The 14,709-nt window shown below is 76.3% G+C and carries 2 protein-coding genes; both read right to left on the reverse strand.

The genetic code is table 11. The features are described 5' to 3' along the window. Window positions 1–833, reverse strand: an 833-nt coding sequence (locus tag ACZ4W5_RS36760) for a beta-ketoacyl synthase N-terminal-like domain-containing protein (RefSeq protein ID WP_465659507.1), incomplete at its 3' end; no start/stop codon positions are given. Between the two features lie 32 nt (window positions 834–865). After that, window positions 866–14,554: an SDR family NAD(P)-dependent oxidoreductase gene (locus tag ACZ4W5_RS36765; RefSeq protein WP_465659505.1), complete on the reverse strand. Its 13,689-nt coding sequence runs from the start codon at window positions 14,552–14,554 to the stop codon at window positions 866–868. Window positions 14,555–14,709: the final 155 nt, after the last annotated feature.

Raw genomic sequence — 14,709 nt, forward strand, 5'->3', positions numbered from 1 at the left:
TCGACCAGCAGCAGGCCGACGCCCTCGCTCCACACCACGCCGTCGGCGGCGGCCGCGAAGGACTTGGAGCGCCCGTCGGGGGCCAGGCCGCGCTGCCGGCTGAAGCCGGTGAACGCGACCGGGGTGGCCATCACCGTGACCCCGCCGGCGAGGGCGAGGTCGCACTCGCCGTTGCGCAGCGACTGCGCGGCCAGGTGCAGGGCGACCAGCGAGGAGGAGCACGCCGTGTCCAGCGTGACGGCGGGGCCCTCCAGGCCGAAGGTGTAGGACAGCCGCCCGGAGGCGACACTGCCCGCGCTGCCCGTGACCACCTGACCCTCCAGTCCCTCCGGCATCCGTCGCAGGCGCGACGCGTAGTCGCCGTACATGACGCCAGTGAAGACCCCGGTGCGGCTGCCGCGCAGGGTCTCGGGGTCTAGGCCGCCGTGTTCGAAGGCCTCCCAGCCGGTCTCCAGCAGCAGCCGCTGCTGCGGGTCCATCGCCAGCGCCTCGCGCGGGCTGATGCCGAAGAACGCGGGGTCGAAGTCGGCGGCGTCGTCCAGGAATCCGCCCTCCCGCACGTACGACTTGCCGGGTGCGTCGGGGTCCGGGTCGTACAGGCCGTCGACGTCCCAGCCGCGGTCGCGCGGGAAGGGGCCGATGGCGTCGCCGCCGGAGGCGATGAGGCGCCACAGGTCCTCGGGCGAGCGCACGCCGCCGGGGTAGCGGCAGGCCATCCCGACGATCGCGATCGGTTCGGCTGCGGCCTCGGTGTGCTGCTGGAGCTGCCGTCGAAGGCGCTTGTTCTCCAGCAGTGACGTGCGCAGCGCTTCGACGACCTTCTCGGTAGGCATGTTCATCGTCGGCTCCGTCGGTTCTGGGGTGGTCACGAGTCGGTGTCGGTGAGGGCGATGCGGATGAGGTCCTCGACGTCGGCGTCGAGGAGGTCCTGTTCCTCGTCCTCCTCCTGCGCGGTCCGTCCGGGGCCGTCGGCGCCGTCGGCCAGGCCGAGGACGGCGTCCAGCAGCCCCGCTCGGCGCAGGCGGTCCGGCGTGACCGACGCGATGAGCCTGCGGAGGGCCGCGTCGGTCGCCTCGGTCACGTCGGCCGGGCCGGCGGGGACCAGCAGTTCACGCAGACGGGCGGCGAGCTGGCGCGGCGTCGGGTAGTCGAACAGGGTGGTGGCCGGCAGCCGCCGGCCGACGGCGTCGCTCAGCCGGTTGCGGAGCTCGATGGCGGTGAGCGAGTCGAAGCCGAGTTCCAGGAAGCCGCGGTTGAGCTCCACGGCGGCGACTCCGGTGTGCCCCAGGGTGACCGAGATCTCCTGGCGGAGGAACTCCAGCAGCAGGTCGGTCTGTTCGGTCTCGGCGCGGCCCGCCAGGCGCTGGGCGAGCGACGGTCCGGCCTCGGCGTCCCGGCGAGCGCGCGGGGGGCCGGCCAGCGTGCGCAGGATCGGGGGCAGGGTGCCGGCCTCGGCCTGGGCGCGCAGGGTCGGCGGGTCGATCCGGAGCAGGAGGGTGGTGGCACGGCCGTCGTGCAGGGCGGAGTCGAACAGGGCAAGGCCCTGTGCGGCGTCGAGGGGCAGCATGCCGCCACGGCCGATGCGGGCCCGGTCGGCCGTGCCGAGGCCGCCGGCCATCGTCCCGTCGGTCGCCCACATCCCCCAGGCGAGGGAGGAGGCCGGGAGGCCACGGGAATGCCGCTGTTCGGCCAGCGCGTCGAGGAAGGCGTTGGCCGCCGCGTAGTTGCCCTGGCCGGCGCCGCCGAGCACTCCGGAGGCGGAGGAGAACAGCACGAAGTGCGTGAGGTCCAGGCCTTCGGTGAGCTGGTGGAGGTGCCAGGCCGCGTCGGCCTTGGGCCGGAGGACGGTGGCGATCCGGTCGGCGGTGAGGCCGGGGAGCGTCGAGTCGTCCAGGACGCCCGCGGCGTGGATCACCGCGGTGAGCGGGTTCGTGACGGGCACTGCGGCGAGCAGGTCCGCCAGCGCGTCCCGGTCGCCGACGTCGCACGCCGCCACGGTGGCCTGGGCGCCGAGCCCGGTCAGTTCGGCGAGCAGTTCCTCCGCCCCCGCCGCGGAGCGGCCGCTGCGACTGGTGAGCAGCAGGTGCCGGACGCCGTGGGCGGTGACCAGGTGCCGGGCGATCAGCGCGCCGAGTGCCCCGGTGCCGCCGGTGACGAGGACCGTACCGTCGGGGGCGAACGGCGTGGTGCCGTCGTCCACCGTGCCGGACCGGTCGGTCCGGCGGGCGGCCCCGGCGTCCTCGGTGCCGGCCCGGGCCAGGCGGGCGGCGTAGGCCGTCCCGTCCCGCAGCGCGAGCCACGGTTCGCCGGTGAGCAGCGCGGCGCGCACGGCCCGGGCGGAGGCGTCGGTGCCGTCGGTGTCGAGCAGGACGATCCGGTCGGGATTCTCACTCTGTGCGGCGCGGACCAGGCCGCCGACGGCCGCGCCCGCGAGGTCGGCGACGCGGTCGCCGGTGACGGCGGAGACCGTCGAGCGGGTGAGGACGCCGAGCCGGGAGTCGGCGAACCGGTCCTCGGCGAGGAAGGCCTGGAGGACGCCGAGCACGTGCCCGGTCGCCCGGCGCGCGGCCTCGGCCGCGTCGGTGCCTGCCGGGTTCGGGCCTTCGGCGGGGACCCGGGTGCAGTCGAGGAGCAGCAGGGCCGGCGCGGCGGCGGTGTCCGGGGCGGCCCCGTTCACCGGCCGGTCCACCACGGCCTCCAGCAGGGCGCCCACCGGGGCGACCGGGGTGCCCGCGTCGTCCGACGGCGCGGGCAGCGCGACCTCGGTCCATGCGAGGCCGAACCGCGCCCTGGACCCCTCGCTCCCCGCCGCGCCGAACTGTCCGGGCGCCAGGTTCCGGACCGACAGCGACTCGATCGAGGCGACCTCGGCGCCCCGGTCGTCGGTCAGCCGCAGCGCGAAACCGGTGCCCGCCCGGGCCAGCCGTACCCGGAGGGTGCTCGTGGCGTCCCCGGACACGCTGACGCCGGCCCAGGAGAACGGCACCGGCACGCCCTCGGCGCGGTCCACGTCGGTGTGGACGTACGCGAGCGTGTGCAGGGCCGCGTCCAGCAGCGCGGGGTGGATCCGGAAGCCGGACGAGGGTGACCCGGTCAGCCGGACCTCGGCCAGTACCTCGTCGCCGTGGCGCCACACCGTGCGCAGGCCGCGGAAGGCGGGACCGTAACCGAGGCCCAGGCCCGCCAGCAGTTCGTAGATCTCGCCGACGTCGGCGGGTTGCGCGCCGGGCGGGGGCCAGGCACCGTCCGGGGTCGGGGCCGAGGGGGCGGAGTCCGCGGGGACGGCCGGGACGGGGGCGAGGATGCCCTGACCGTGGCGCGTCCATCCCTCCTCGGCCGAACCTGTCGGCCGGGAGCGGATGACGACGCTCCGTCGGCCGTCGGCGTCGGGCGCACCGGTGACCACCTGGAGGTGGACGGCCCCGGTCTCGGGCAGGACCAGCGGGGCGGACAGGTCGAGCTCGTCGACCCGGCCGCAACCGGCCCGCCCGCCCGCGTACAGGACCGGTTCGACCAGCGCGGTGGCCGGGACGACCAGGCTGCCGTGGACGGTGTGGTCGGCCAGCCAGGGCTGGGTCTGTGCCGAGATCCGCCCGGTGAACAGGAAGCCTCCGTCGGGCAGTTCGGTCCCGGCACCGAGGAAGGGGTGGGTCGTCCGGTCCAGGCCGAGTCCCGCCGGGTCGCCGGAGTCGGCGGGCCGGCTGAGCCAGAACCGCTCGCGTTGGAACGGGTAGGTGGGCAGGCCGTCGGCCGGCCGGGCGCCGGGCAGCAGGGCCGCCAGGTCCACCGGCACGCCGTGCAGCCGTGCCTGGGCCAACGCGGTGGCCACCGACTCCGGTTCGGGCCGGTCCTTGCGCAGCAGCGCGCCGACCAGCGGCCGGGGGTCCAGCTCGGGCAGGCAGTCCGGGGTGATCGAGGCCAGCGCGTCCGAGCCCAGTTCCAGGTAGGCGCGCACCCCGGCGGCGTGCAGGGTCGCGACGCCGTCCGAGAACAGCACCGGACGCAGCACCTGGTCGACCCAGTAGTCGGGCGACGTCATGGTGCCGGGCTCCACCACGGCGCCGGTGACGGTCGACACCACGGGGACGGTCGGCTCGGCGTAGCGCAGCCGCTCGGCGGTCTCCCGGAGGGCGGCCGTCATCGGCTCCATCAGCGGCGAGTGGAAAGCGTGGCTGACCAGCAGCCGTTTGGTCCGGCTGCCACGCCGGACCCACTCGTCGACGACTGCCATGACGGCGACCTCGTCGCCCGACACCACCGTGCCGGCCGGGCCGTTGACGGCGGCGATGCCGACCGTGTCCTCCCGGCCGGCCAGCGAGGCGCGCACCTCGTCGGCGCCTGCGCCGATTGCCACCATGGCGCCGCGGCCGGCGACCTCGTGCATCAGCCGGCCGCGCACGGCGACCAGGGTGCAGGCGTCGGCCAGCGACAGGACGCCCGCGACGTGCGCGGCGGCGAACTCGCCGACCGAGTGCCCCATCAGGTAGTCGGGAGTGACGCCCCAGCTCCGCAGCAGCCGGTAGAGGGCGACCTCCAGGGCGAACAGCGAGGGCTGGGTGTAGCGGGTCTCGTGCAGCAGATCCTCCTCGGCGGTCCCGGCGGGCGCGAACATCAGCTCCCGCAACGGGCGGTCGAGCAGTCCGTCGAAGTGCGCGCACACCTCGTCCAGCGCGCGCCGGAACTCCGGGTGGGCCGCGTACAGGCCGCTGCCCATCCGGGCCCGCTGGGAGCCCTGGCCGGAGAACAGGAACGCGGTCGCGCCGCGCTCCCCCGCACCGCCCCGGACGACGTGCGGCGCGGTGCCGCCCGCGGCGAGGGCGTCCAGCCCGGAGAGCAGGTCCTCGCGGGTCCGGCCGACCACTGCGGCCGCCCGCTCGAACACCGACCGGGAGCCGAGCGCGCGGGCGAGGTCGGCGGGACCGTGCTCGGGGTGCTCCCGAACGAAGTCGCGTACCCGGGCGGCGTGTTCGGCGAGGGCCGGGTCCGTCCTGGCCGACAGCAGCCAGGGCACCACCGGGGCGGGAACGGCGGGCTCGACGGCAGCGGTCGAAGCCGCCGAAGCCGCCGAAGCCGTCGAGGCCGTCGAGGCCGTGGAGGCCGTGGAGGCCGTCGAAGTGGGCGAAGCGGGCGGACTGGCGGGAGCGGTGGCCGTCCCGGGCAGGTCCTCGGCGGCGGGCGCCTCCAGGACGACGTGCGCGTTGGTGCCGCTGATGCCGAAGGCGGACACCCCCGCGCGGCGCGGGCGGCCGTGGTCCGGCCAGGCCCGTTCCTCCCGCAGGACGGCGACACCACCCGACGCCCAGTCCACGTGCGGCGACGGTGTGTCGGCGTGCAGGCTGCGCGGCAGTCGGCCGTGCTGGATCGCCTGCACCGTCTTGATGACGCCGGCGACCCCGGCGGCCGCCTGGGCGTGCCCGATGTTGGACTTGACCGAGCCGATCCAGAGCGGCCTGTCGGCCGCCCGGTCCTGCCCGTAGACCGCCATCAGCGCCTGGGCCTCGATCGGGTCGCCCAGCGGCGTCCCGGTGCCGTGCGCCTCGACCGCGTCCACGTCGGCGGGTGCGAGGCCCGCGTCGGCCAGGGCCTGGCGGATGACCCGCTGCTGGGACGGGCCGTTGGGCGCGGTGAGCCCGTTGGAGGCGCCGTCCTGGTTGACCGCCGTCCCCCGGACCACGGCGAGCACCTGGTGCCCGTTGCGGCGGGCGTCCGACAGCCGCTCGACCAGCAGCAGTCCCACGCCCTCCGCCCAGGCGACCCCGTCGGCGCCGGCGCCGAACGGCTTGCACCGGCCGTCCGGGGCGAGCCCGCGCTGCCGGCTGAACTCGACGAAGGGGGCCGGGGTCGCCATCACGGTCACGCCGCCGGCGAGCGCCAGGTCGCACTCGCCGTCGCGCAGGGCGCGGACGGCGAGGTGCAGGCTCACCAGGGAGGACGAGCAGGCGGTGTCCACGGTGATCGCCGGGCCCTCGAAGCCGAAGGTGTAGGAGACGCGGCCCGACGCGATGCTGCCCGCGCTGCCCGTGCCGAGGTATCCCTCGTACTCGTCGACCCGGCTGTTCACCAGGCGTGCGCCGTAGTCGCTGTACATGACGCCGGTGAAGACCCCGGTCCGGCTGCCGCGGAGGTCCGCCGGGTCGATGCCGGCACGTTCCAGCACCTCCCAGCCGGTCTCGAGCAGCAGCCGCTGCTGCGGGTCGGCGGCCATCGCGTCGCGCGGGCTCATCCCGAAGAAGTGCGGGTCAAACCGGTCCGCGTCGTGCAGGAAGCCGCCCTCGCGGGTGTAGGACTTGCCGTGCCGTTCGGGCGCCGGGTCGTAGAGCTCCTCGACGTTCCAGTCGCGGTCGGCGGGGAACGGGCCGATCGCGTCGACCCCGTCGCGGACCAGCCGCCACAGGTCCTCCGGGGACCGGACCTCACCGGGGAACCGGCAGGCCATCCCGATGATCACGATCGGGTCGTCCGCCGCCGCCGTCGGCCGGATCGGCTCCGCGGGCTTCGCCCGCTCGGGCGCCGTCCGGTCCCGGTCGGGCAGTTCGGCCCCGAGATGGGCGGCCAGCGCGGCCGGGTTGGGGTAGTCGAAGACGAGCGTCGCGGGCAGCCGCAGGCCCGTCGCGGCGGAGAGCCGGTTGCGCAGGTCGATGCCGGTCAGCGAGTCGAAGCCCAGCTCGTTGAACTCGCGGTCGGCGGGGACGCGGTCGGTGCCCTCGTGCCCGAGGACCGCCGCGACCTGGTCGCGCACCGCCGCCAGCAGCACCTGGTGCCGCCGCGGCCCGTCGAGGCCCTGGAGCCGCCGCAGCAGCGGGGTCCGCTCGGTCCGGCGGTGCGCGGACGAGCCCGCCAGCGTCGACAGCACCGGCGGGACCGCCGCCGGGTCCGCCGCGCGCAGGGCGGCGCGGTCGAGGCGCAGCGCGAGCGGCACCGGGTGGTCCGCGGCGAGGGCGGCGTCGAACAGGCCGAGGCCGGCCTCGGCGGACAGCGGGACCAGCGCGGCCTGACGGACCCGCCGTTCGTCGGCCGCCATCCCGCCGGCCAGCGTCCACGGCCCCCAGACCAGGCTGGTGGCCGGGAGCCCCAGGGCGCGGCGACGGTGCGCGAGGGCGTCGAGGTAGGCGTTGGCGGCCGCGTAGTTGGCCTGTCCGGGCGTGCCGAGCGTGCCCGCGACGGAGGAGAACAGGACGAAGGCCGCGAGCCCCGAGCCGGCGGTCAGCTCGTGCAGGTGCCGGGCGGCGTCGGCCTTCGGCCGGAACACCGTGTCGATCCGGTCGGGGTCCAGGTTGTCCAGCGCGGCGTCGTCCAGGACCCCGGCGGTGTGCACGACGGCCGTGAGCGGGTGCTCGTCGGAGATGCCCGCGAGCAGCGCGGCGAGCGCCTCGCGGTCGGCGGCGTCGCAGGCGGCGACGGTCACCTCGGCGCCGTACCCGGCCAGTTCGGACCGCAGTTCCGTCGCGCCCGGCGCGTCGACGCCCCGGCGGCCGGTCAGCAGCAGGTGCCGGACGCCGTGCCGGGTGACGAGGTGGCGGGCGACGAGCGCGCCCAGGGCGCCCGTGCCGCCGGTGACCAGGACCGTTCCGTCCGGGTCGAGCGGGGAGCCGGCGGGGGCGGTCAGCGGTGCGGGGGCCACCCGCGGGGCCAGGAAGCCGCCCCGGCGCAGGGCCAGTTGGGGTTCGTCCAGGGCGAGGGCATCGGCGAGGGTCCGGGCGAGGCGGCCGTCGGCGGCGGCCTCGGAGCCGTCGTTGGGGCTGCCGTCGGGACCGCCGTCGAGGCTGTCGTCGAGACCGTCGTCGGCACCGCCTTCGAGGTCGAGCAGGACGAACCGCCCGGGGTGCTCGGCCTGCGCGCTGCGGACCAGGCCCCAGACGGCGGCGCCCGCCAGGTCGATGCCGGCCGGGTCGGTGCCCGCCGGGTCGGTGCCGGCCGGGTCGGCGGCCTCGGGACCGGGGCCGGTGACGACGGCGCCCCGGGTCACGACCACCAGACGGGACCGCGCCGGGTGGTCCCCGACCGCCCACCGCTGGACCGTGTCGAGCACCCGGGCCACGGCCGCGCGAACCTCCTCGGGCCCGGCGTCGCCGGACGCCTCCACCCGCAGCAGGACCGCGTCGGGCGCGTCGGGTGCGTCGGGTGCGTCGGACGACTTCGGACGGGCCGCCACCGGGCTCCAGTCCAGCCGGTACGCCTCGTGCCGCCGCGCGCCGACCTCGCCGAGGGCCACCGACCGGACCTGGAGGGCCTCCACCGCCGCCACCGGGGTCCCGTCGGCGTCGGTGACGGCCAGGGCCAGGGTGTCGGGCCCGGTTCGGGTCAGCCGGCTGCGGATCGTCGTGGCGCTCCAGGTGTACGGGTCGACACCGCGCCAGGAGAAGGGCAGCAGGACCTCCCCGCCGGTGTTCAGCGAGGGGTGGTCGGTCGCCAGCGCGTGCAGCGAGGCGTCGAGCACCGCCGGGTGCAGGCCGTCCGTGCCGCCGCCGGCCTCGGGGGCGTCGGCCTCCGTGTAGACGGCGGTGTCGTCCCGCCAGGCCGACCGCAGCCCCTGGAAGGCGGGTCCGTAGCCGACCCCGGCGTCGGCGAGCGTGTCGTACAGCCCGTCGAGGTCGATCGGCTCGGCGCCCGGCGGCGGCCAGGCAGTGGGGAAGTCCTCGAACGGCTCGGCGGGGCGGCCGCCCAGGGCCCCGGACGCGTGCCTGGTCCACGGCCGTTCGCCTGCCTCGTCGCGGTGCCCGTGGGCGCGCGAGCTGACCGTGAGGGTGTGCAGGCCGCGCGCGTCCGGTGCGGACACCAGGACCTGGAGGTCCACGGCCCCGCTCTCGGGCAGCAGGAGCGCCGCCTCGACGGTGAGTTCGTCGATCCGGGCGTTCCCGGTGACCCTCGCCGCGTGCACCGCGAGGTCGAGGAAGACCGTGCCGGGCACGATCGCGGCGCCGTTCACGGTGTGCTCGGTGAGCCACGGGTGGGTGCTCCGCGACACCCGGCCGCTCAGCAGCCACCCGCCGCCGTCGGCCAGCGACGTCGCCGCCGCCAGCAGCCCGTGCGCGCCGGCCCCGGTGCCCGGGGCGGCGGGGGAGAGTTCGGCCGAGAGCCAGAACCGCCGCCCCTGGAACGGGTAGTTGGGCAGCTGCACCGGCTGCGGGGAGAACCGGGCGAAGAACGCCCGCCAGTCCACCGCGGCCCCGTGGAGCGCGGCCTCCGCCACGGCCGCGACCAGGGTCGACGGCTCCGGGCGGTCCCGGCGCAGCGCCGCGATGCGGTGGCTGCGGCGGTGGCCGGCGCCCGCGGGCCGGCCCGCGTCGACGCCCTGGTCCGTGGCCGCGGCGGTTTCGTCGGCGGTCTCGTCGGCGGTGCCTTCCGGTCCGTCCGGCACCAGCGCGGTCAGCGCCGCATCGGGGCCGACCTCGAAGAACACCGTGGTGCCCAGCTCGCGCAGCGCCTCCGTGCCGTCGTGGAACCGGACCGCCTCCCGCACCTGGCGCGTCCAGTAGGCCGGATCGGCCAGCTGCGCCCCGCTGGCGGGCCGCCCGGTGAGTCCGGAGACGACCGGCACCTGCGGCGGGTGGAATTCGAGGCGCCCGACGACCTCGGCGAACTCGTCCAGGATGCGGTCCATGTGCGGGGAGTGGAACGCGTGACTGACCCGCAGCGGGGTCGTCCTGCGGCCGCGCTCCGACCAGTGGGCCGCCACCCGGGCCACCGCCTCCGCGTCGCCGGAGACGACGGTCGACCGGGCGGTGTTGACGGCCGCGATCGAGACGGCCCCCGGGCCGGCGGCTTCCGCCAGCGACCGGGCGACCTCCTCCTCACCCGCCCGGATCGCGACCATCGCGCCGCGCGCGGTCACCGACTGCATCAGCCGTGAGCGTTCGGCGACCAGCGTGCAGGCGTCGGCGAGGCCGAGGACCCCGGTCACGTGTGCGGCGGCGATCTCGCCGACCGAGTGCCCGAGCACGGCGTCGGGCCGCAGCCCCCACGACCCGAGCAGGCGGAACAGCGCCACCTCCAGGGCGAAGACGGCCGGCTGCCCGTATCCGGTCCGGTCGAGCAGCGCCGCCTCGGCCGTGCCCGCCTCGGCGAACATCACCGAGCGCAGCGGCACCTCCAGAAGGGCGTCCAGGTGTGCGCAGACGCGGTCGAGTTCGGCGGCGAAGACCGGGAACTGCTGGTACAGCTCCCGGCCCATTCCGGGCCGCTGGGCGCCCTGGCCGGAGAACAGGAACGCCGTCCGGCCCGCCCCGGTCCGGCCCGACCCGGGGCGTACCCCGTCGGCCGTCCGGTCACCGTCGGCGACGGCCGCCAGGGCGGCGCGGAGCTCCTCGCGGGTGCGGCCGGTCACGGCGGCGCGGTGTTCGTGCAGCGGCCGGGCCGCCAGCGTGGCGCCGACGTCGGCGAGGGACAGGCCGTCGTGCCCGTCGAGGTGGGCGGCGAGCTGCCGTGCGTGTGCGGTCAGCGCGGCTTCGGTCCTGGCCGACAGCAGCCAGGGGACCACGGGGGGCTCCGCGACCTCGGCGACATCGGCGACATCGGCGACCTTGGCGACCTCGGCGATGGCGTCGACGGGAGCGGGAGCGGGAGCGGGAGCGGGGTCCGGGACGGCCGCGGCCGCCGGGTCCCACTCCAGGATGACGTGCGCGTTGGTGCCGCTGATGCCGAACGCCGACACACCGGCGCGGCGCGGCCCCGAGGTGTCCGACCAGGGCCGGTCGGCGGTGAGGACCCGGACGCCGCCGGACTCCCAGTCAACGTGTGGCGTCGGCTCGTCCACGTTCAGGGTGCGGGGCAGGACGCCGTGCCGCATCGCCTGCACCGTCTTGATGATGCCGGCCATGCCGGCGGCGGCCTGGGTGTGGCCGATGTTGGACTTGACCGAGCCGATCCAGAGCGGCTGTCCGTCGGGCCGGTCCTGCCCGTAGGTGGCCAGCAGGGCCTGGGCCTCGATCGGGTCGCCGAGCGTGGTCCCGGTGCCGTGCGCCTCGACCGCGTCGATGTCCGCGGCGGTCAGTCCGGCGTTGGCGAGGGCCTGGCGGATCACCCGCTGCTGGGACGGTCCGTTGGGTGCGGTGAGGCCGTTGCTGGTGCCGTCCGAGTTGACGGCGCTGCCGCGCACCACCGCGAGCACCTGGTGCCCGTTGCGGCGGGCGTCCGACAGCCGCTCCAGCAGCAGTACGCCGACGCCCTCGCCCCAGGCGGTGCCGTCGGCGGCGGCGCCGAACGGCTTGCACCGGCCGTCGGGGGCCAGACCACGCTGCCGGCTGAACTCGACGAACAGCGTCGGCGTCGCCATGATCGCGGCGCCGCCCGCCAGCGCGAGTCCGCATTCGCCGTTGCGCAGCGACTGGGCGGCCAGGTGCAGGGCGACCAGCGACGAGGAGCAGGCCGTGTCGACGGTCATCGCCGGCCCTTCGAGGCCGAAGGTGTAGGCGATCCGGCCGGAGGCGACGCTCGTCGTCGAACCGGTGATCCGGTAGCCCTCGGCGTCGGTGCCGGTGGGACGGGCGCCGACCCCGTACTCCTGCGCGGCCGTCCCGATGAACACCCCGGTGGCGCTGCCGCGCAGCGACGCCGGGTCGATGGCGGCGTTCTCCAGGACTTCCCACGTGGACGTGAGCAGCAGCCGCTGCTGCGGGTCCATCGCCAGCGCCTCGCGGGGGCTCACTCCGAAGAACTCCGCGTCGAACTCGTCGGCGTCGTGCAGGAACCCGCCGTGCCGGGCGTAGGTCTTGCCCTGCCGGTCCGGGTCCGGGTCGTACAGCTCCTCGGCGTCCCAGCCGCGGTTGGTGGGGAACCCGCCGATCGCGTCGACGCCGTCGGCCACCAGCCGCCACAGGGCGTCCGGGGTCCGGACGCCGCCGGGGAAGCGGCACGCCATGCCGACGATCGCGATCCGGTCGTCCTCCGCTCCGCCCGCCGTCGCGGACGCGGCGCCCCGGTTCGGCGCCGCCGCGACCGGCGGCTCTGCGTCCAGCAGCTCGCTGCCCAGCCGGTCGGCGAGCGCGGCCACGGTCGGATGGTCGAAGACCAGCGTGGCCGGCAGCCGGAGCCCGGTCGCGGTGTTCATCCGGTTGCGGAACTCGACGGCGGTGAGTGAGTCGAAGCCCATGTCCTTGAAGCTTCGCGTCGCGTCCACACCGCCCGTTCCGCCCGGTCCGCCGTGCCCGAGCACCGCCGCGACCTGAGCGCCGATCAGGTCGGTGAGCGCCTCCAGCCGCTCCGCACCGCCCAGCGGGCGCAGCCGCCCGGCCAGGCCCCCGGCGGCGGCCGGCTCCGCGGCGGCCGCGGCGGCCCGACGCAGGGAGGGCCTGGCCAGGGTGCGCAGGATCGGCGCGACCGAGTCGTCCTCCGCGTCGATCGTGGTGGGCCGGATCCGGGCGAGCAGCAGCGGGGTGTGGTCCGGCACCGCGAGGGCCGCGTCGAACAGCGCCATCCCCTGCTCGGTGCCGATCGCCGCCGCGTTGCGGGTCAGCCGTGCGACGCCGGCGGTGTCCAGACCGGCTGTCATGGAGCTGGTCTCCGCCCACAGGCCCCACGCCAGCGAATCCGCGGGCAGTCCGCGGGAGCGGCGGTGGGCGGCCAGCGCGTCCACGAAGGTGTTGGCGGCCGCGTAGGTGGACTGCCCCGGGTTGCCGATGATGCCCGCGGCGGAGGAGAACAGCACGAACGACCGCAGGTCGAGGTGCTCGGTCAGCGTGTGCAGGTGCCAGGCCGCGTCCGCCTTCGGCCGCAGGACGGCGTCCGCCTGCTCGCCGGTGAGCGCGCCGAGCACGCCGTCCTCCAGGACCCCGGCGGTGTGCACGACGGCGGTGAGCGGATGTGCCTCGGGGACGCCCGCGAGCAGTTCCGCGAGCGCGGCGCGGTCGGCGGTGTCGCAGGCGGCGATGGTGACGTCGGCGCCGGCGGCCACCAGCTCGTCCCCCAACTCCGGTGCGCCCGGGGCCGCGAGGCCGCTGCGGCTGGTCAGCAGCAGGTGCCGGACCCCGTGTGCGGTCACCAGGTGCCGGGCGAGGTGCGCGCCGATCGTGCCGGTGCCGCCGGTGATCAGGACGGTGCCGTCCGGGTCGAAGGCGAACCCGGGGGCCTCCTCCTCGGGCCGGACGGCGACCAGGCGCGGGCGCAGGCAGGCGCCGTCCCGCAGCGCGACCTGGATCTCGCCGGACGCGACCGCCGTGCGCAGCTCCGCCGGCGAGGTGCCCGTGCCGTCCAGGTCGATCAGCATGAACCGGCCCGGCTCCTCCCACCAGGCGGCGCGGAGCAGACCCCACACCGTCGAGCCCGGAAGGTCCTCGATCGGGTCGCCGGGGCGGACGGCCACTGCGCCGCGGGTCAGCACGACCAGGGTGGAGGCGGCGAGCCGCTCCTCGGCGAGCCACGCCTGGACCAGGCCGAGGACGTGCCGGGCGGTGTCGTGCGCGAGCGCGGCCGGATCGGCGCCGGTCGGCGGCGTGGGGCAGGGCAGCAGGACGACGTCCGGTGCGGGTACGCCGGCGTCCATCGCTCCGACCAGGTCGTCCAGCGTCGCGTGCTCCGTGACCCCGTCGAGCGGCACGTCCAGGACCCCGTCGAGCGGCACGTTCGGACCGGCCGCGCCGCGTCCGAGCACCGCCCAGTTCCCGGCCCCGGGGGCCGGGGCGGCGGCGTCGGCAGGCTCCGTGCGGACCCAGTCCATCCGGAAGATCGAGTTGTGCAGCGGGTGCGGGCCCGCGAGCCGTCCCGGGTCGAGCTCCCGCAGCCGCAGCGACGGGATCGTGATGAGCGGCCGCCCGGAACCGTCGGCGATGTCGAGCGCGGCCGTGGTGTCGTCGACCAGCGTCGTCCGCACCCGCAGCGAGGTCGCCCCGGTCGCGTGCAGGGTGACCCCGGACCAGGAGAACGGCAGCCGGACGGGGGTCGCGGCGCCGTCCGCGCCGGTGCCGAGCGCCACCGTGTGCAACGCGGCGTCGAGCAGCGCCGGGTGGACGGCGAAACCGGCCGGATCGGCGTCCTCGGACAGCCGGATGTCGGCGTAGAACACGTCGCCGTCCCGCCAGGCCGCCCGCAGCCCGCGGAAGGTCGGGCCGTACAGGTAGCCGAGGCCGGCGAGCCGCCCGTAGAAGTCGTCCAGCGGAACGGGCACGGCCCCGGCCGGCGGCCACGCCTCGTCGACCACCGGTGGCTCGGACCGGACGCCCTCCGCGATGGTGCCGACGGCGTGGCGCGTCCACGGCTGGTCCGGGTCGCCGGCCGGACGCGAGTGGACGGTGACGGTGTGGCGGCCGTCCTCCTCGGGTGCGGTGGCGACATGGAGACGGACCGGGGAGCCGTCGGGCAGGGTGAGCGGGCTCTCGAGGGTGAGCTCCTCGACGTGGGCACGGCCGAGCGTCCCGGCGGCGTGCAGCGCCATGTCGAGGAACGCGGTGCCGGGGAGCAGGACGGTGTCCTGGACAGCGTGGTCGGCCAGCCAGGGCAGCGTCGTGGTGGAGACCTGGCCGGTGAGGATCAGCCCGCGGCCCTCGGGCTGTTCGAGGCTGCCGCTGACCAGCGGGTGGCCGGTTGTGGTCTGCCCGGAGCCGACCGACGTGGTGTTCGGCATGACCCAGTAGGTGTGGTGTTGGAAGGGGTAGGTGGGGAGGGGGGTGTGGTGGGTGGGGGTGGTGGGTGTGGGTGTGGTGGGTGGGGTGGTGGGGGTGTTGTGGGTCCAGGTGTGGGCGAGGGCGTGGGTGAGTTGGGTGGTTTCGGGGGTGTTGC

The organism is Kitasatospora sp. NPDC029367 (assembly GCF_055569135.1).